16 protein-coding genes and 2 pseudogenes are annotated in these 16,655 nt (G+C 53.4%); 17 read left to right on the top strand and 1 reads right to left on the bottom strand.

Annotation, left to right across the window (positions count from 1 at the left end):
* Positions 1-11 precede the first annotated feature (11 nt).
* The 12 genes and pseudogenes from AB1I67_RS17350 (at position 12) to AB1I67_RS17295 (ending at position 12,047) form a co-directional block, all read left to right on the top strand.
* Positions 12-1,385, top strand: coding sequence for a gluconate:H+ symporter (locus AB1I67_RS17350; protein WP_367031228.1), 1,374 nt, complete (start codon positions 12-14; stop codon positions 1,383-1,385).
* Between the two features lie 44 nt (positions 1,386-1,429).
* Positions 1,430-2,794 carry a D-serine ammonia-lyase gene (locus AB1I67_RS17345; RefSeq protein WP_367031226.1) on the top strand — a complete coding sequence of 455 codons (1,365 nt, stop codon included), beginning with the start codon at positions 1,430-1,432 and terminating at the stop codon, positions 2,792-2,794.
* A 351-nt stretch (positions 2,795-3,145) separates the two neighbouring features.
* On the top strand, positions 3,146-3,661 hold the full coding sequence (purE, locus tag AB1I67_RS17340) for a 5-(carboxyamino)imidazole ribonucleotide mutase (RefSeq protein WP_367031225.1): 516 nt from the start codon (positions 3,146-3,148) through the stop codon (positions 3,659-3,661).
* 88 nt (positions 3,662-3,749) lie between these two features.
* The gene (gene purM / locus AB1I67_RS17335) at positions 3,750-4,781 is read left to right on the top strand and encodes a phosphoribosylformylglycinamidine cyclo-ligase (RefSeq protein WP_367031224.1); all 1,032 of its coding nucleotides are present in this window, start codon (positions 3,750-3,752) and stop codon (positions 4,779-4,781) included.
* Positions 4,775-5,375: pseudogene (gene purN, locus AB1I67_RS17330) on the top strand (phosphoribosylglycinamide formyltransferase). The gene purM and the pseudogene purN overlap by 7 nt, the downstream one beginning before the upstream one ends.
* Before the next feature lie 99 nt (positions 5,376-5,474).
* Positions 5,475-6,758: a phosphoribosylamine--glycine ligase gene (purD, locus tag AB1I67_RS17325; protein WP_367031223.1), complete on the top strand. Its 1,284-nt coding sequence runs from the start codon at positions 5,475-5,477 to the stop codon at positions 6,756-6,758.
* Between the two features lie 44 nt (positions 6,759-6,802).
* Positions 6,803-7,051, top strand: coding sequence for a hypothetical protein (locus tag AB1I67_RS17320; RefSeq protein ID WP_367031222.1), 249 nt, complete (start codon positions 6,803-6,805; stop codon positions 7,049-7,051).
* A gap of 150 nt (positions 7,052-7,201) precedes the next feature.
* A pseudogene (locus AB1I67_RS17315) lies at positions 7,202-7,333 on the top strand (sugar ABC transporter permease); the annotation flags it as partial.
* Positions 7,334-7,346: 13 nt separating this feature from the next.
* A complete protein-coding gene (xylB, locus tag AB1I67_RS17310) occupies positions 7,347-8,867 on the top strand; it encodes a xylulokinase (RefSeq protein ID WP_367031221.1) in 1,521 nt (506 codons plus the stop codon).
* 125 nt (positions 8,868-8,992) lie between these two features.
* Positions 8,993-9,766, top strand: a complete 774-nt coding sequence (locus AB1I67_RS17305) for a sialate O-acetylesterase (RefSeq protein ID WP_367031220.1) — start codon at positions 8,993-8,995, stop codon at positions 9,764-9,766.
* Between the two features lie 153 nt (positions 9,767-9,919).
* Positions 9,920-11,080 carry a MotA/TolQ/ExbB proton channel family protein gene (locus tag AB1I67_RS17300; protein ID WP_367031219.1) on the top strand — a complete coding sequence of 387 codons (1,161 nt, stop codon included), beginning with the start codon at positions 9,920-9,922 and terminating at the stop codon, positions 11,078-11,080.
* Between the two features lie 31 nt (positions 11,081-11,111).
* On the top strand, positions 11,112-12,047 hold the full coding sequence (locus AB1I67_RS17295; protein WP_367031217.1) for an OmpA family protein: 936 nt from the start codon (positions 11,112-11,114) through the stop codon (positions 12,045-12,047).
* Positions 12,048-12,168: 121 nt separating this feature from the next.
* Here AB1I67_RS17295 and AB1I67_RS17290 read toward each other — a convergent pair whose 3' ends face one another.
* A complete protein-coding gene (locus AB1I67_RS17290; protein WP_367031216.1) occupies positions 12,169-12,837 on the bottom strand; it encodes a hypothetical protein in 669 nt (222 codons plus the stop codon).
* A gap of 199 nt (positions 12,838-13,036) precedes the next feature.
* Here AB1I67_RS17290 and AB1I67_RS17285 point away from each other — a divergent pair, with 199 nt between their 5' ends.
* From AB1I67_RS17285 to AB1I67_RS17265, 5 genes are all read left to right on the top strand, one after another.
* Positions 13,037-13,906: a MerR family transcriptional regulator gene (locus tag AB1I67_RS17285; RefSeq protein ID WP_367031215.1), complete on the top strand. Its 870-nt coding sequence runs from the start codon at positions 13,037-13,039 to the stop codon at positions 13,904-13,906.
* Positions 13,907-14,060: 154 nt separating this feature from the next.
* Positions 14,061-15,146 carry an NADH:flavin oxidoreductase gene (locus tag AB1I67_RS17280; protein ID WP_367031213.1) on the top strand — a complete coding sequence of 362 codons (1,086 nt, stop codon included), beginning with the start codon at positions 14,061-14,063 and terminating at the stop codon, positions 15,144-15,146.
* Positions 15,147-15,194: 48 nt separating this feature from the next.
* On the top strand, positions 15,195-15,725 hold the full coding sequence (locus AB1I67_RS17275; protein WP_367031211.1) for a hypothetical protein: 531 nt from the start codon (positions 15,195-15,197) through the stop codon (positions 15,723-15,725).
* 17 nt (positions 15,726-15,742) lie between these two features.
* Positions 15,743-16,231, top strand: coding sequence for a MarR family winged helix-turn-helix transcriptional regulator (locus AB1I67_RS17270; RefSeq protein ID WP_367031209.1), 489 nt, complete (start codon positions 15,743-15,745; stop codon positions 16,229-16,231).
* A gap of 121 nt (positions 16,232-16,352) precedes the next feature.
* Positions 16,353-16,649: a hypothetical protein gene (locus tag AB1I67_RS17265; protein WP_367031208.1), complete on the top strand. Its 297-nt coding sequence runs from the start codon at positions 16,353-16,355 to the stop codon at positions 16,647-16,649.
* Positions 16,650-16,655: the final 6 nt, after the last annotated feature.

Here is a 16,655-nt window from a genome sequence, read left to right as displayed (position 1 = left end):
GAGGAAAGAGTATGAACGTATTAATCGCATTTGTAATAACCATGGTGATCCTGTTGGTGTCCCTGATCGTCTTCAAGGTCAGCCCGGGCGTATCCCTTTTTACCTGCGCAGTCATTATGGCTCTGCTCTGCGGGCTTCCGCTCACGGATACCCTGGGGCATCTGACAAGCGGCTTTGGAAGCATTATGACCAGTATCGGACTGCTGATCCTGTTTGGCGGTATTTTCGGAATGATGCTGGGAGATTCCGGCGGTATGGAGGAGCTGGCGAAGGGGCTGCTGCGCACCTTCGGAAAAAAGAACGACATGCTGGCATTAAACCTGGCCGGTTTCATCGTCTCCATCCCGGTATACTTTGGTTCTGCCTACATAACCTTAAATCCGCTGGTGACCAGCCTTCAGAAGTTCACCAAAAAGAAAACGACCGCATATGTGGCGGCGCTCTTTACAGGCCTTTTGCTGACCCACTGTGTGGTGGCTCCCACGCCCGGCCCTCTGGCTGTGGCGGGACAGATCGGCGCCAATGTGGGGTGGTTTATCATCTACGGCATCATTGTGGCGCTTCCGGCAAGCTTGCTGTGCGGCTGGCAGTATGCTAATATAATGAACAAGAGATCCACCGCAGCGGACAGAAACGAGGCGAAGGCGGCGGCAGCGGAGATCCTGGAAAATGAGGAGCTTTTAAAGGCGGACCCGGAAAAACCATCTGCAGGCTTAACCCTTGCCCTGATCGCCCTTCCGATCGTGCTGATCGTCATCAATTCGATCTGCAGCGTACTGCTTCCGGCGGACAATGTGGTCAATATGGTATTTGCTTTTCTGGGCAATAATAATGTGGCCCTGTTCATCGCCATGATCGTGTCTGGCTTTGTGCTCCGCAAATACCTGGTGCCGGTGGTCAGCCCGACGCTGTGGAACTATATCGACAAGACGTCGGATTCCATGGGCAACATTCTGATGGTAATCGGCTGCGGCAACTGTTTTGGAACGATCCTGCAAAAGAGCGGATTGGGGGATGCTCTGGTAGATCTGCTGTCCAGGATGAACATCCCGGTCATTCTGCTGGCATTTGTGCTGGCTATGATCATCCGTGCGGCAGTCGGCTCCGCTACGGTTGCGATGCTGACCACTGTGTCGATCGTGGGTCCGTCGGCGGTGGCGATGGGGATGTCGCCGGTCATCGTAGGTCTTGCGATCTGTGTGGGCACGGTAGGCCTCACCCTTCCGACGGACGCCGCGTTCTGGATGCCGGCCAGGTACAGTAACCTGACGGTAAAGGAGGCGTTTGTCGCGACCACATATCCGACCACCCTTGCCAGCCTCACCGGCTTTGCAGTGGTGCTGCTGCTCAATATCTTTTCCGGAGCCCTGCCTGGAATGTACTAAACAGCAGCGCTATAAAATAATTGTAGAGAAAAGGAAGAAACAAGATGGTTACAGAGAAGACAGTGCTTGGGAAAACATGGGAGGAATGGGAAGCGGCAGTTCCGGTCGTAAAGGACATCCGTGCGCTGAGGGAAACGGGCTGGAGGAATCCGGATAAATGCTGCTTTAAAGATGCCGCAGCGGGGTGCGAACTGACCATGGAGGATATTTTGGATGCCAGCAGCAGGCTGGAGCGGTTTGCCCCGTATTTTAAGGCTGTATTTCCGGAGACGGCTGCTTTTGGAGGAATCCTGGAATCACCTGTGAAAGAGATCCCGCGGATGAAGGAAGCGCTGGAAGCGCAGGAGGAGACAGCGCTGCCCGGAAGACTCTGGGCCAAGCTGGACAGCCATCTGCCGATCTCCGGTTCCATCAAGGCGCGGGGAGGTATTTATGAGATATTAAAGACGGCGGAGGATATCGCCCTGGAGCACGGGCTTTTGCATGAAGGGGATGATTACCGTGTGTTCGACAGCCCGGAGTTTAAGGAGCTTTTTTCCAGATATTCCGTAGGAGTCGGTTCTACCGGAAACCTGGGTCTGTCCATCGGGATCATGAGCGCGAAGTTGGGCTTCCGCGTGACCGTACATATGTCTGCTGATGCGCGCCAGTGGAAGAAGGATATGCTCCGCAGCAAGGGCGTGACAGTCATGGAATATGAGTCGGACTACAGCGTTGCGGTTACCGAAGGGCGCAGGCTGGCGGAGAAGGATCCGTACTGCCATTTTGTGGACGATGAGAATTCAAAGACCCTGTTTTTGGGGTATTCCGTGGCGGCCCTGCGGCTTAAGAAGCAGTTTGAGGAGCAGTATATCCAGGTGGATCAGGATCACCCGCTGTTTGTATATCTGCCCTGCGGCGTGGGCGGAGGTCCGGGCGGAGTGGCTTTTGGGATCAAAATGATCTTTAAGGATGCGGCGCACTGCTTTTTTGCAGAGCCGACCCATTCCTGCTGTATGATGCTGGGGATGGCAACTGGTGAGAATCACAGGGTGAGTGTCCAGGACTTTGGGATCGATAACCTGACTGTAGCGGATGGCCTGGCAGTAGGGCGGGCGTCCGGGTTTGTGGGGCAGTTGATGCGGCCGTTTATGAGCGGCTGTTATTCCCTGATGGATGAGCGGATGTACCGGATGCTGGCCCAGTTGGCGGACAGCGAAGGGATCTATCTGGAACCCAGCGCCCTGGCGGGGATGTACGGGCCTGTGCTTCTGGAGCGGCATCCGGCTTTTCGGGAGTATTTAAAAAAAGAAGGGCTTGAGAAGGCGGTGCACAACAGTATCCAGCTTGTCTGGGCTACTGGTGGCAGCATGGTGCCGGAGGAAGAGATGGAACAGTACTACCAGACCGGAAAAGCACTTATCGTGTAAAAGGAATCATCCTCACTGAAACGAATGCCGTAGTGGTATTGGTTTCAGTGGGGATTTTTTTGTTAAATTGTTTGTTTCTTTACAAACGTGATCTGAGCTATGGCTATTTCTCACTGTTTTTGGTACAATGGGGCTATCAGAAATATCAAACCGCTCCAGTATTTAACATGTAAAAGCTGGAGATCCATGACGCTGTGAAATATTGGAACATATTTTCCTTTTATAAGAGAGGCAGACGTAATAAAAATATTGACGGCGCCAGCAAAATCTAGTATCATACTAATAAGTAACTGATTATTTATAAGAATTACTTATTAGAAAATCTAATAAAAAGATAAAGGAGAGCGAACAATGGCAAAAGTAGGAATTGTAATGGGAAGCGACTCAGATATGCCGGTTATGGCAAAGGCAGCGGAGATCCTGGACAAGTTCGGGATCGAATATGAGATGACGATCATCTCTGCGCACCGGGAGCCTGATATTTTCTTTGAGTGGGCAAAAGCGGCAGAAGGAAAGGGGATCAAGGTCATCATTGCAGGTGCGGGCAAGGCAGCCCATCTTCCGGGCATGTGTGCGGCGATCTTCCCGATGCCGGTGGTAGGAATCCCCATGAAGACTTCCGATTTGGGCGGTGTGGACTCTCTGTACTCCATCGTGCAGATGCCGTCCGGCATTCCGGTTGCCACGGTTGCGATCAACGGCGGCGCCAATGCGGGAATCCTGGCGGCGAAGATCCTGGCTGCTTCCGATGATGCGCTGCTTGAGAAAGTAAAAGCCTACGGGGAGTCTTTAAAGGGCGACGTGGTGAAGAAGGCGGAGAAGCTTGAGAACATTGGATATAAAGAGTATCTGGCACAGATGAAGTAAGATCCGGCGTCAGGTTAAGAGACGGACAGCAGATCATGGAACGCGGGGAGCCGCGGTTGTCATAAGTGAACAAAGTGGAGGATAAATCATGGATTACAAGAAAGCCGGAGTCGATATTGAGGCGGGATATAAGTCTGTAGAGCTGATGAAAGAGCATGTAAAAAAGACCATGCGTGAAGAAGTGCTGGGAGGTCTGGGCGGATTTTCAGGAGCCTTTTCTCTGTCGAAGATCAAAGAGATGGAGGAACCGGTCCTTTTATCCGGCACTGACGGCTGTGGGACCAAGGTAAAGCTGGCGATCATCATGGACAAGCATGACACGATCGGTATTGACGCGGTAGCCATGTGTGTGAACGATATCGCCTGCGCAGGCGGAGAGCCGTTATTTTTCCTGGACTACATCGCCTGCGGGAAGAATGTACCGGAAAAGATCGCGGATATCGTCAAGGGGGTTGCCGAGGGCTGCATCCAGTCTGAGGCTGCGCTGATCGGCGGTGAGACCGCGGAGCATCCGGGACTGATGCCGGAGGAGGATTACGACCTGGCTGGATTTGCAGTTGGCGTATGTGATAAGAAGGATATGATCACCGGCGCGGATCTGACGGCAGGGGACGTGCTGATCGGCATGGCTTCCACCGGCGTTCACTCCAACGGATTCTCCCTGGTCCGCAAGGTATTTGAAAAAGAGCTGACGAAAGAAGGCCTGGACACTTATTATGATCAGTTGGGGGCGACCCTGGGCGAGGCGCTTCTGGCTCCCACGAGAATCTATGTAAAGGCATTGAAGGCGATCCGGAATGCAGGAGTGAAGGTGAAGGCGTGCAGCCATATCACCGGCGGCGGCTTCTATGAGAATATCCCGCGGATGTTAAAGGACGGAACCCGGGCAGTGGTTAAAAAAGACAGCTATGAGGTCCCGGCCATCTTTAAGATGCTGGCGGAAAAAGGCGACGTTGCCGAGGAGATGATGTACAATACCTACAACATGGGCCTTGGCATGATCGTGGCGGTGGATCCGGCTGATGTGGAGAAGACCATGGAAGCCATCAAGTCGGCAGGGGATACCCCGTATGTGGTCGGCTCCATTGAGGCGGGAGAAAAAGGAGTTACTTTATGCTGAGGATCGGTGTGATGGTGTCCGGCGGGGGCACCAACCTTCAGGCGATTTTAGATGCCATAGATGCCGGAACGGTCACCAATGCCAGGATTGAAGTGGTGATCAGCAACAATCCCGGCGCCTATGCCCTGGAGCGGGCGAAGCAGCATGGGATCGAGGGACTGTGCCTGTCTCCGAAGAGCTTTGAGACCCGGGATGCCTTTAATGAGGCCCTGGTGGCTGCTGTGGATGAGCGGGCCCTGGATCTGATCGTGCTGGCGGGATTCCTGGTAAAGATCCCGGAGCAGATGATCGCCCGGTATGAGAACCGTATCATCAATATCCATCCGTCCCTGATCCCATCCTTCTGCGGCGTGGGATATTACGGGCTGAAGGTGCATGAGGCGGCCCTGGCCCGCGGCGTCAAGATCACCGGCGCGACGGTGCATTTCGTGGACGGCGGGATGGATACCGGTCCCATTATCCTTCAAAAAGCGGTGGAGGTGAAGGACGGCGATACGCCGGAGGTTCTGCCAGCGCAGGGTTATGGAACAGGCGGAGTGGGTGATCCTGCCCCAGGCCATCGACATGATCGCCAATGGAAAAGTAACCATATAAGCAATACGACAGACCGGTGAGAACCCGGTCTGTTGTGGTCTGTATAAAGAAGCGGGACAGCAGTGAGGACAATGAAGTCAGGTGAAGGAGGATAAACGGATGAAAGTACTGATAATCGGCGGCGGAGGAAGAGAACATGCGATCGCGTGGAAGGCGGCCCAGAGCCCGAAGGTGGAGAAGCTTTACTGCGCTCCTGGGAATGCCGGGATTGCCGGTGTGGCGGAGTGTGTGGAGATCGGGGTGATGGATTTTGACAAGCAGGCGGAGTTTGCCAAAGCGCAGGGGATCGATCTGGTCATTGTAGGACCAGATGACCCGCTGGCGGCGGGAGCCGTGGATGCGCTGGAGGCGGCCGGACTGCGGGTGTTTGGCCCCAGGAAGGCAGCCGCGATCCTGGAGGGCTCCAAGGCATTTTCCAAGGATCTGATGAAGAAATACAATATCCCCACGGCGGCATATGAGACCTTTGACTCTGCGGATGCGGCGCTTGCCTATCTGGAGACGGCGGAGATGCCGATCGTATTGAAAGCGGACGGCCTGGCTCTTGGGAAAGGGGTGTTGATCTGCAATACCCGGGAAGAGGCAAAAGAGGGCGTAAAGACCCTGATGCTGGACAAGCAGTTCGGCACTGCGGGAGACCGGATCGTGGTTGAGGAATTTATGACCGGACGCGAAGTGTCCGTGCTGTCCTTTGTGGACGGGAAGACCATCAAGATCATGACTTCTGCCCAGGATCACAAGCGCGCGAAGGACGGCGACCAGGGCCTTAATACCGGCGGCATGGGAACCTTTTCACCCAGCCCGTTCTATACGGAGGAAGTGGATGCGTTCTGCCGTGAGCACATCTACCAGGCGACGGTGGATGCCATGGCTGCGGAGGGCCGCGCGTTTAAGGGGATCATCTTCTTTGGACTGATGCTGACTGCAAAGGGACCGCGCGTGCTGGAGTACAACGCCCGGTTCGGGGACCCGGAGACCCAGGTGGTCCTGCCGCGGATGAAGAATGATATTGTGGACGTATTCGAGGCCTGCATTGACGGAACCCTTGACCAGGTAGCGCTGGAGTTTGAGGATAACGCTGCAGTGTGCGTGGTGCTGGCGTCGGACGGTTACCCGGAACACTACAAGAAGGGCTTTAAGATAAATGGTCTCGAGGCATTTGAGGACAAAGACGGCTACTATGTGTTCCACGCCGGGAGCAGATTCGATTCCGACGGGGATATCGTGACAAACGGAGGCCGGGTGCTGGGCGTGACCGCAACCGGGAAGGATTTGAAGGAGGCCCGCGCCAATGCTTATCAGGCGACGGAGTGGGTGCAGTTTGAGAATAAGTATATGAGACATGATATTGGGAAGGCGATTGATGAGGCGCCAGCTAAGTAATACCAGATTGTGCCAGCATGGATAAACTATGAGAATAGAATTGTATGGCAGCAGGTGCTCAGAAACTGGGCGCTTGCTGCTGTTTTACTTATACATTTACACAGCTTTTCATTTCTGATATTTCTTCTTCGGCGGAGCCATGGACGTTCTTCAGCCATACATCGACAGCGGTAAACTGGGATTTTGAAAAGTTTCAGAACCGGATGGATACCATCATTGCAGGTAAACAGGCAACATCGACCTTTCCGTCGGTTCCGTCGTCTACTTTGCGGGAACCATCGGCGGTAAGATGATGATAGAGAGCGGGGCGCTGGTGGGAGCCTGGCAGGGATGCTGGCTTGTCTGGTTTATATTTTTGTGGTAATGTATGGGAGAAAGCAGAAACGGGCGAAGAGGTACCCTGCAAAGCTGTCCGGAATCAATACCAACCGGGTGTATTTCCTGGCGTACTGAACCTGGGCATGAGCATCATGGGCGTGGATCAGAACCTGCAGAAGATGGTAAAGTGCGGCGTTCTTCTGGCGGCGGTTATCTTTGACGTGGTGAGCAAGAGAAAATCGTTTATAGCGAAATAAAAGGAGTGGCAGGATGAGATATCTTATTGGAATTGATGTGGGGACGTCTGCGACCAAGACGGTCCTCTTTGACGAGGAAGGGCATGTTACAGCTTCGGCCTCACAGGAATACCCCCTGTATCAGCCGCACAACGGCTGGGCGGAGCAGCGGCCGGAGGACTGGCGGGACGCGGTCCTTGCCACCTTAAAGCGGGTGGTGGAGGAGGCGGCGGTCCCGGCGGAGGAGATCAAGGGGATCGGGATCTCCGGTCAGATGCACGGTCTTGTGATGCTGGATGAAGCGGGAGAGGTTATCCGCCCGTCCATCATCTGGTGCGACCAGAGAACCGGGCGGGAGGTGGAGGATATGCTGCGCATCCTGCCAAAAGAGCGCTGGATCGAGATCACAGCCAACCCGCCCCTGACGGGATGGACGGCGGCAAAGATCCTGTGGGTGAAGAAAAATGAGCCGGAATGCTATGGGCGGTGCCGGCATATCCTTCTGCCCAAGGACTATATCCGCTATATTCTGACTGGAGACTTTGCGACGGAGGTGTCTGACGCCAGCGGAATGCAGCTTCTGGATGTCCCGAACCGGCGCTGGTCCCAGGAGGTGCTTGAGAGGCTGGAGATCGATCCGGCTCTCTTGGGCCGGGTTTATGAATCCTGCGAGGTCACCGGTACGGTTCTTCCAGAGATTGCGGAAAAGACTGGCCTGTCGGAAGCCACAAAGGTGGTCGGCGGAGCCGGGGACAACGCGGCTGCGGCGGTGGGTACCGGTGTAGTGAAGGACGGGACGGCGTTTACCACCATCGGGACCTCCGGGGTAGTGTTTGCCCACAGCGACCGGGTGACGATCGACCCGAAGGGACGTGTCCACACCTGCTGCTGTGCTGTTCCGGGAGCCTTTCATGTGATGGGAGTGACTCAGGCGGCGGGCCTGTCCTTAAAGTGGTTTAAGGACAATTTCTGTGAGGATTATACGGAACAGGCCAGGGGCCTGGGAGTGGACGTTTACGATCTCATCAACCGGGATATCGCAGAGGTTCCTGCGGGAAGCGACCGGCTGGTCTATCTGCCTTATCTGATGGGAGAGCGGACTCCGCACCTGGATCCGGACTGCCGGGGCGTCTTTTTCGGCTTGTCCGCGATCCATACCAAAGCACATCTGCTGCGCGCCGTGATGGAGGGCGTCTCCTATTCGCTCTGCGACTGCAATGAGATCCTGAAGGAGATGGGAATCCAGGTGGACGAGATGATGGCCTGCGGAGGGGGAGGCAGAAGCCCTGTCTGGAGGCAGATGCTGGCGGATCTGTACCGCTGCGGAGTGAAGACCGTGGAACAGACCGAAGGGCCGGCTCTGGGCGTTGCGATCCTGGCCGGAGTCGGCTGCGGGATATACGAATCCGTGCCGGCGGCCTGCGAGCGGCTGGTCACGGCGGCAGAGAGCACCGTCCCGTCCGGAGATGCAGAGCGGTATGAAGCATATCACCGCCTGTATGACGGGCTGTATCTGGCGCTCAGGGACAGTTACCGGGAGCTGGCAAAGCTGTGAGTCCTGGTATAGGTTAAATGAATTGTAACAGCAGCCATGATCCATCTGCTCCGCACAGGGTTGTTTTTTTGATGTCCCATATGGTATAGTTTAAACGTATCATTAGACAGTGGAGGTAAGAAGGAATGAAAATGGTGGACCTGATCCTTTTTATGGGCCAGAGCAATATGGCAGGGAGGGGGGACGATCTTTCGCTTGCGCCGCCTGTGAAAGAGGGCGTCGGGTATGAGTACCGGGCGGTCAGTGCACCGGACCGGCTTATGCCGGTGTCGGAACCGTTCGGAGCTGAGGAAAATAACCCGGCAGGCGTATGGGAACCGGGGATGAAGACCGGCTCCATGGTGTCTTCTTTTATCAATGCATGTTATAAGAAAACGCGTGTGCCGGTGGTTGGAGTGTCCTGCTCAAAGGGCGGCTCCAGTATCCTGCAGTGGATGCCGGGGACACCTTTCTGGCTGGATGCGGCTGAACGCTGTGAGAGAGCTGAAAGCTGGCTTTCAGGGAATGGATATCCTGTACGGTCAGTGAGTATGGCATGGTGTCAGGGATGTACGGATGGGGACCAGGAAATGACGGCGGCGGAATATAAAAAGAACACAGCGTTGTTTTTCCGGTCCTGGCTTGAGTTTGGGGTTCAGCAGATTTTTTTGATTCGGATCGGAGACCAGAGGGATGAACCACAGCTCTATGAGCCTGTGCAGGAAGCCCAGGAAGAACTGGCGGAGGAGATTTCGCAGGTGGTGATGGTGTCCCGTGGGTTTAAAAACTTGAGGGAGATGGGGCTTATGAAGGATCTTTACCACTATAAGCAGGAGGGCTATAATCTGATTGGGGCAGAGGCGGGCGCCGCAGCCGGGAGGTATCTTGCAGGTCTGTCCCAACAGCGCTATCGGACGTAAATCAGCTCATTACATTTTGCTTAAGATTTCCCAACCATATTGTGATAGACGGCATTTTGTGATAGTGTAATACTATGACAGAAAATGTAGAAATGAGGCGCGGTGCAGGCAGTCGTTTCCAAAGCCGCAGAGTGCGCAGAAATGGAGTGGGTGATGAAAAATAAGCTGTATTATGTTCTTTTTGGACTGTATTTTGTTATGGTAGGATTTATTCTGTATATCAACGGAGTGTTTACGGGGAAGGTGCTGTCCTGGAGCAATGTGCTGATCAATGTGGTATTCCTGCTGATCATCGGCGTTCTGTTTGTGATATCCTTTATCAGCTTCGGAAGGCTGAATTCCTGCACCGACGTGCTGGCAAAGGCCGGAGAACTGATGCAGAAGGAGTATTCCATCAAAGGCGGCTGCCTGTGGGAGGAGTACCGCGACAGGAAGAAGGTGTTTGACAATCCACTTCTGGAGGAGGCCTTTGACAGGTACAGGACCCGCCTGAAGGGATATGAGAAGGGGCACCGCATGACCAACACCTGCGACCTGGACGAGTACATAAATGAGGACCTGCTGGACGAGATTGGGATGACCCATTTTAACGGGAGCATTGCCGGGACACTGACAGGTCTTGGTATCCTCGGTACCTTTATCGGCCTTTCCCTGGGATTAAACTCCTTTAATGGGAACGATATCTATACGATCTCAGACAATGTGGGGCCTCTTTTGGAGGGCATGAAGGTGGCGTTCCATACCTCAGTGTACGGCATCTTCTTTTCTCTGATCTTCAATGTGGCCTACCGGGCGGTCATGGCGGATGCCTATGAGAAGTTGTCCCATTTCCAGATGGTATTCCGGGAATGTGTGATGCCGCAGGTGTCCACCACCGATGAGAACAGCGCCGTTATGCTGGTCTACCAGGCCAACATGGCAAATGCCATGAAGTCTGTGGTGGAGCTTTTGAAGGGCAGGGCGGCAGAGCATACCCAGGGCGTGGAGCAGATGGTGAGACAGTTTACGGAAGAACTGACGAAAACCATGGGCGCTGATTTTGAGAAGCTGGGCTGGACCTTGAACAGCGTGGCAGAGTCCCAGCAGACCGGCGCGGAGAACTGCCGTGAGATGGAGATGACAGCCAGGGAACTTCTGGCGGCCAACCGGGCGATCCTGGATGCGTTTGGGCAGATCAGTTCCAGGCAGGACGAGTTTGCCAGGGAACTGGAGACGCAGCGGAAGATCCTGGCTGACACCTGCAGGAATCTGGATCAGGAGATCGGAAGCCAACTGTATACCTTTCAGCAGATGAAGTCGCTGGAGCGAAGGTAAGCGTGAGCATTTTGCGGAAGAGAGGTACAGTATGAAGAATAAACAGAGAGAACGGGCAGCGTTTACGGAACACAGCTTTTGGCAGTCCTACTCGGATATGATGGCTGCGCTGCTTTTGATCTTTATCCTGATCATAGCCATCACGCTTGCCATCTACAGACAAAAGACGACGGACCTGGAGCGGACCGAGCAGGATCTCAATGTGGCTCAGGAGAATCTGGAACAGGCCCGGATAAATCTGGAGAACTACCGGCTGGAGATCGAGAAGTCCAACAAGGATCTGGCGGCATCTTTGCAGAAGCTTAAGGAGGAGTCCAACAAAGCGGCTATGACCCAGGAGGAGCTGGACGCCGCCTATGCGGAGATCGACAGTGCCAGGGAAGAGCTTGCAGCCACCAAAAGCGAGCTGCAGGATATTGTGGGGATACGGACAGATATCATCGGGGAGCTTCAGGCCAAGTTCAACAATTCCAGCATGAAGGTGGATCCACAGACTGGTTCCATCACCTTTTCCTCGGACGTGCTGTTTGAGTACAACAGCTCAACGCTGACAGACAGCAGCAAGAATACCTTAAAAGGGATCATCCCCATGTATCTGGGCGTGCTCCTGCAGGACAGCTACCGGAATTATGTGGCGGAGATCATCATAGAAGGGCATACGGACACCATCGGAAGCTACCAGAGCAATATGGTACTCTCCTATGAGCGGGCCAGCGCCGTGGCGCAGTTCTGCATGGATCCGGAGAATGGGCTGAGCGGAGATAAGATCGCCCAGCTCCAGAAGCTGATGACAGTCAACGGCAGATCCTTCAGCAATCCGATCTATTTGAATCCGTCCCTGGATGTGGACATGGAAGCGTCCCGCCGGGTGGAGATCAAATTCCGGCTGAAGGAAGACGAGATGATACAGAAGATATCCAATATCCTGGCGGAGCAGTCAGATCAGCCGCCGGGCCAGAGACCGTAGGCAGTAACACAGGAAGCTTAGGACAGTAGATTGAGAGACAGATAAAGGATCAGCCACACAGCTGCGTTAGTCGCATTTGTGTGGCTGATCTTATTGTTATATGGGGGATGTGGAGAGCTGTTTACCGGCGGTCACCGGCAACGATCACATTGTTTTTGCCATATTCGTCAGTCTCGGTTTTGGTGGTATTGTCGGTGTTGTTGGCATTGTTCATCTGCTCGGCAACAGCGTCTGCGTCATAGTAGTTGGCTACCTGGACACCGGTGGTGCATACGCCGTCCGGACCAAAGGCATAAGTAACGCCGTCGATGACTTTGGAGGTGTTCACAAGCATACGGCCATTGTCTTCCGGATTCATATAGCGGAAGCCGCCATCCTTCTTCAGCCAGCCGCTCAAGCGCTTGCCATCGCTCTTTAAGAAATACCAGGAGCCGTCGATCTCTTTGGCCTCATTCAGCACACATTTGCCGGAATCCGGACGCATGTAGTACCAGTCGCTGCCGATGTTGACCCAGCCGGTGCTTAAGCTACCGTCGTTCTGCATGTAATAGTAGTCGTTGTCCAGCTTCAGCCAGCCCTTTACCATGGAGCCGTCGTCCAGGAAGTAATAATATGTATCGTTCAGCGCCAGAAGTCCGGTCGCCATCTGTCCGTTGTCATAGTAGTAGTACGTCTTGTCTCCCACGGTGGTCCATCCGGTAGCGGCCAATGCCGGGAAAGCGGTGGAAATGGTCATCACTCCGATCATCCCGGATAATAATATGCTTCTTGTTCTTTTATTCAATCTCATAGTGCATTCTCCTCATTTCTATAGTAGTAGATGAAATATAGTTATTATATTATAAAGGTTGGAACCGTTCAAGGGTCAAGCGGAAATATACACAAATTTTTCATAAATTGTAAGAAATAGTCCTTGACCCTTACGCAGCGTGATAGAGTAATATGGAATCAGTTACAGAAAAACAGCACACAGGAAGGAGATTATATATATGAGGACCGTAAAAGAGGTTGCGGACCTGACCGGGATCAGTGTCAGGACACTGCAGTATTATGATGAGATCGGCCTGTTTAAGCCCACGCAGGTTACGGAGGCAGGATACAGGCTGTATGATGATCCGGCGCTGGAGGTCCTTCAGCAGATCCTGTTTTTTAAGGAGCTGGATTTTTCTCTCAAGGACATCAGGATGATCATGGAGGATCCTGGATTTGACAGGGTGGAGGCGTTTAAGAAGCAGAGAACCTTGCTGGAATTAAAGCGGGACCGGCTGAACCGGCTGCTGTCGCTTTTAGAAAAATTGGAAAAGGGGGAAACACACATGAGTTTCAAGGAGTTTGATCTCAGCGAATATATTGAGACGTTGGAGAAGTTTCGGTCTGAGGAAGCGGAGGCTGTCAGGAAATACTGGGGTAGCATGGAGGCATTTGATGAATTTATCCAGAGAGCCAGAGATCATGAGGAGGAGATCGCCAAGTCTGCGGTCAGGTATTATGGAAGCGTCGAAAAGTATACGGCAGCAATGAAGGATAATCTGGCTCATTTTTCGGAACATATGGAGCATATGCAGGAAATAAAAGAAAAGGGATATGTAGAAAAGAATAAACAGCTCCAGGATGAATTGTATAAGGACATTAAAAGAGACCCGGCCTCAGATGAGGTGCAGGATATTATCAGAAGGCTTATGGAGCTGGGGGAGGAAACCAGTATGAATATGGATATGGGGGAAAATTACTGGGATGTGATGATTGACGGATACCTCCATAATGACACACTCATTGCGGCTATTGATAAGCTCTATGGGGATGGCGCGTCAAGATTTACGGGGGAGGCCTATCGTTGCTATTTAAAAAATAAGAAGTAAAAATCCTCTTTAAAGATGTGTATAAATACGTCCTTTGAAAATAATTGATATTATCAACTAAATATGCTATACTGCCATATAGTTGATAAAGTCAACTTACTAAAACGAAAGGATCACAGGTCTGAAATTTGGATCAGCTGGAGAGGATGATGATATGGAAAAACTGTTTACCCCGCTGCAGATAGGAAATGTGCGTTTAAAAAACCGGATTGTTTTCGCGCCGACCTCCATGGGGCCGTCAGGTCCGGAAGCATATGAGGAGATCGCGGCAGGAGGAGCCGGGCTGATCGTGATAGCTGATCTGTCGGTGGCGCCGTCTATGATGGGAGCGCCGGGGCTGGACTCGGAGGAATATCTGGATGGGTTTAAGCGGATCGCAGACCTGTGTCATCAATACGGCTGTAAGGTCAGCGCCCAGCTGTTCCATCCGGAATATGATCCGGTCTATATCCGTGGGCTTTATCTGAAGGCGCGGGGAGAAGAAGGGCCTTCGCCGGATGAGATCAGAAAACTGCTGGCAGAAAATACCATGGAGTACTGTGACAGGCTTACGGCGGAGGAAGTGGAGCGTATCATCCAGGCGTTTGCAGCGGCGGCAGAGCGGGCTGGAAGGGCAGGCTTTGACATGGTACAGATTCACGGGGACAGGCTGGTGGGGAGCTTCACCTCTCCATTGTTCAACCACAGGGCGGATCTGTTTGGAAACCATGTGGAACTGCCCCGTCGGATTGTCCGTGCCGTGCGGGAGAAGGAGCCGGAGCTGCCGGTGGACTATAAGCTGACGATCCGCATGGAGAAAGAACATCTGGGGCGCGGAGGTATCTCTGAGACGGAGGTCCCGGAGTTTGTGCGGGAGCTGGATGCATGCGGTGTGGACAGCTATCATGTCACTCTCGCCAATCACACGGACGTGGAGAATACGATCCCCCGCAGGAACCACCGGCTTCTGCCCGGCGAAGGATGTTTCGCAGGGCTGGCAAAGCTTGTGAAACAGTATACAGACCGTCCGGTCTGCGCAGTCGGGAAGCTTCAGGCCCCGAAAACCGTGCGGGCTGTCCTGGAGGACGGCATTGATTTGGTGGGTATGTCACGCCAGCTGATCGCAGATGCACGATGGCCGGAAAAAGTGGAACAGGGCATAACAGATGAAATCCTTTACTGCCGGTACTGCAATCAATTGTGCATGGGCGCCCTGCGGGGCGGCCGGCCCATCGGATGTATTTTGCACAGGCATTCATAAGACAGGGTGGGGATCGGGAACGAAGGACGGATCCAGAAGGAGGAAGAGATGAAAAACAGAAGAAGAAAAATAATGACGGCGGTAGTTGTGACAGCCGGCATACTGTTGATGGCAGGCTGCGGTGTGAAGGATACAGCGGCACAGGAAGCATCTGCTGAAAAACCGGTAGACGCAGTCTCCTCCGCTTCCCAGGTGTTTTATAAGGATTCTTCCCTGGACAGGGAGCAGCTTTGGGCGGCTATAGAAGCGAGAAAGGGCGGCTGTACCATTGCCACAGTCAATGAGGACGGGACTCCAAACCTGATCGTGGCGGTGCCCGGTACGGCGGGGGAGGACCACATTTATTTCACCTGGGCGGACAATGTGAGTAAGTCCAATGCCAGGAGGACAGGGAACGCTATGGCAGGCTATTATATCTACAACCCGGACGCAGAGTCCAAGGAGGAGCGCAATATAGGCGCAAGGCTGTGGCTGGAGCTGGAACAGGATGAGGAAATTCTCGAAAAACTGGCGGAATCAGATCCGGCTGTGAAGGCAGGGACTGTATTTACAGTGACGGAAATCCTGCCGTTAGGATGAGATGGGGGAGAGAAAATATGGGAAAGAAGGAGACAATGAGGCAAGAGACATTGGGGCAGGAGACATTGAAACAGGAACCGGCCAGCACCGCGCGCTGTATCGGAATCCTGAACCGCAGCTTTAAACAGTACAGCGAGAAACAGCTGGAGCCTTATGGGCTGACCAACGGGCTGTACCTCTATCTGCTCTATGTCTGTCATTTTCCGGGCTGTTCCCTGGTGAACCTGCGGGACAGCCTGGGCGCGGACAAGGCCTATGTGACGCGGGCTGTGACAAAGCTCTGTGATCTGGGGTATATTAGGAAGGCGCAGCGGGAGGGGGACGGCAGAAGTTACTGCCTGTATCTAACGGAAAAAGGCCAGGAGCAGATGGCGGTCATCCGCGATGTGCCCAGGAACTGGAACCAGACGGCGGAATCCTGCCTTGAGCCGGATGAAAGAATACAGTTAAACCGTCTGCTCAATAAACTCTGTGATAATCTGCCGTCTGGACCTCTACCCAGATAATTTGATGCCAAATGATCCAGGCAAAAAAATTCAAACTGGTTTTACACAAAAATCCATAGACAAATCCCGTCAAAAAACTTATATTAGAGGGAGAAACTTGACATACGGGGTAGAACAAATTATGATTGATTTACATGGCGATATTTCCATACCATTTTTAAAGAAGAGCCGTTTTACCGGAAGCTATCAGGGGATGCGCTACCAGCTTCAGAAATTGGAGAAAACAGTGGAAGAAGCCACGGAGGAAACGCCCGCGAAGACAGAGACGGTCCTGCTGGCTGTCATCTGGCCGGAACCGTTCAATTTTGAGGTGACCCCGGAGGAGAAAAAGCACAGCCGGGAGTTTCCATTTACTACGGATGGGATCTGGGAGGCGGTGGCCTGGCTCAATGAAGAGCATGAGGCGGGGCATTACTGACCGGGA

Source organism: Clostridium sp. AN503, from assembly GCF_040719375.1.
Classification (GTDB): Bacteria; Bacillota; Clostridia; order Lachnospirales; family Lachnospiraceae; genus Brotaphodocola.
The sequence above is the reverse complement of the archived record's forward strand: the minus strand, read 5'-3'. Positions and strand labels throughout refer to the sequence as shown.

Bases quoted from the DNA above. Each gene is read 5' to 3' on its own strand.
- AB1I67_RS17350 (WP_367031228.1), top strand. From the start codon at position 12: ATGAACGTATTAATCGCATTTGTAATAACCATGGTGATCCTGTTGGTG.
- AB1I67_RS17345 (WP_367031226.1), top strand. From the start codon at position 1,430: ATGGTTACAGAGAAGACAGTGCTTGGGAAAACATGGGAGGAATGGGAA.
- purE (WP_367031225.1), top strand. From the start codon at position 3,146: ATGGCAAAAGTAGGAATTGTAATGGGAAGCGACTCAGATATGCCGGTT.
- purM (WP_367031224.1), top strand. From the start codon at position 3,750: ATGGATTACAAGAAAGCCGGAGTCGATATTGAGGCGGGATATAAGTCT.
- purD (WP_367031223.1), top strand. From the start codon at position 5,475: ATGAAAGTACTGATAATCGGCGGCGGAGGAAGAGAACATGCGATCGCG.
- AB1I67_RS17320 (WP_367031222.1), top strand. From the start codon at position 6,803: ATGGCAGCAGGTGCTCAGAAACTGGGCGCTTGCTGCTGTTTTACTTAT.
- xylB (WP_367031221.1), top strand. From the start codon at position 7,347: ATGAGATATCTTATTGGAATTGATGTGGGGACGTCTGCGACCAAGACG.
- AB1I67_RS17305 (WP_367031220.1), top strand. From the start codon at position 8,993: ATGAAAATGGTGGACCTGATCCTTTTTATGGGCCAGAGCAATATGGCA.
- AB1I67_RS17300 (WP_367031219.1), top strand. From the start codon at position 9,920: ATGAAAAATAAGCTGTATTATGTTCTTTTTGGACTGTATTTTGTTATG.
- AB1I67_RS17295 (WP_367031217.1), top strand. From the start codon at position 11,112: ATGAAGAATAAACAGAGAGAACGGGCAGCGTTTACGGAACACAGCTTT.
- AB1I67_RS17290 (WP_367031216.1), bottom strand. From the start codon at position 12,837: ATGAGATTGAATAAAAGAACAAGAAGCATATTATTATCCGGGATGATC.
- AB1I67_RS17285 (WP_367031215.1), top strand. From the start codon at position 13,037: ATGAGGACCGTAAAAGAGGTTGCGGACCTGACCGGGATCAGTGTCAGG.
- AB1I67_RS17280 (WP_367031213.1), top strand. From the start codon at position 14,061: ATGGAAAAACTGTTTACCCCGCTGCAGATAGGAAATGTGCGTTTAAAA.
- AB1I67_RS17275 (WP_367031211.1), top strand. From the start codon at position 15,195: ATGAAAAACAGAAGAAGAAAAATAATGACGGCGGTAGTTGTGACAGCC.
- AB1I67_RS17270 (WP_367031209.1), top strand. From the start codon at position 15,743: ATGGGAAAGAAGGAGACAATGAGGCAAGAGACATTGGGGCAGGAGACA.
- AB1I67_RS17265 (WP_367031208.1), top strand. From the start codon at position 16,353: ATGATTGATTTACATGGCGATATTTCCATACCATTTTTAAAGAAGAGC.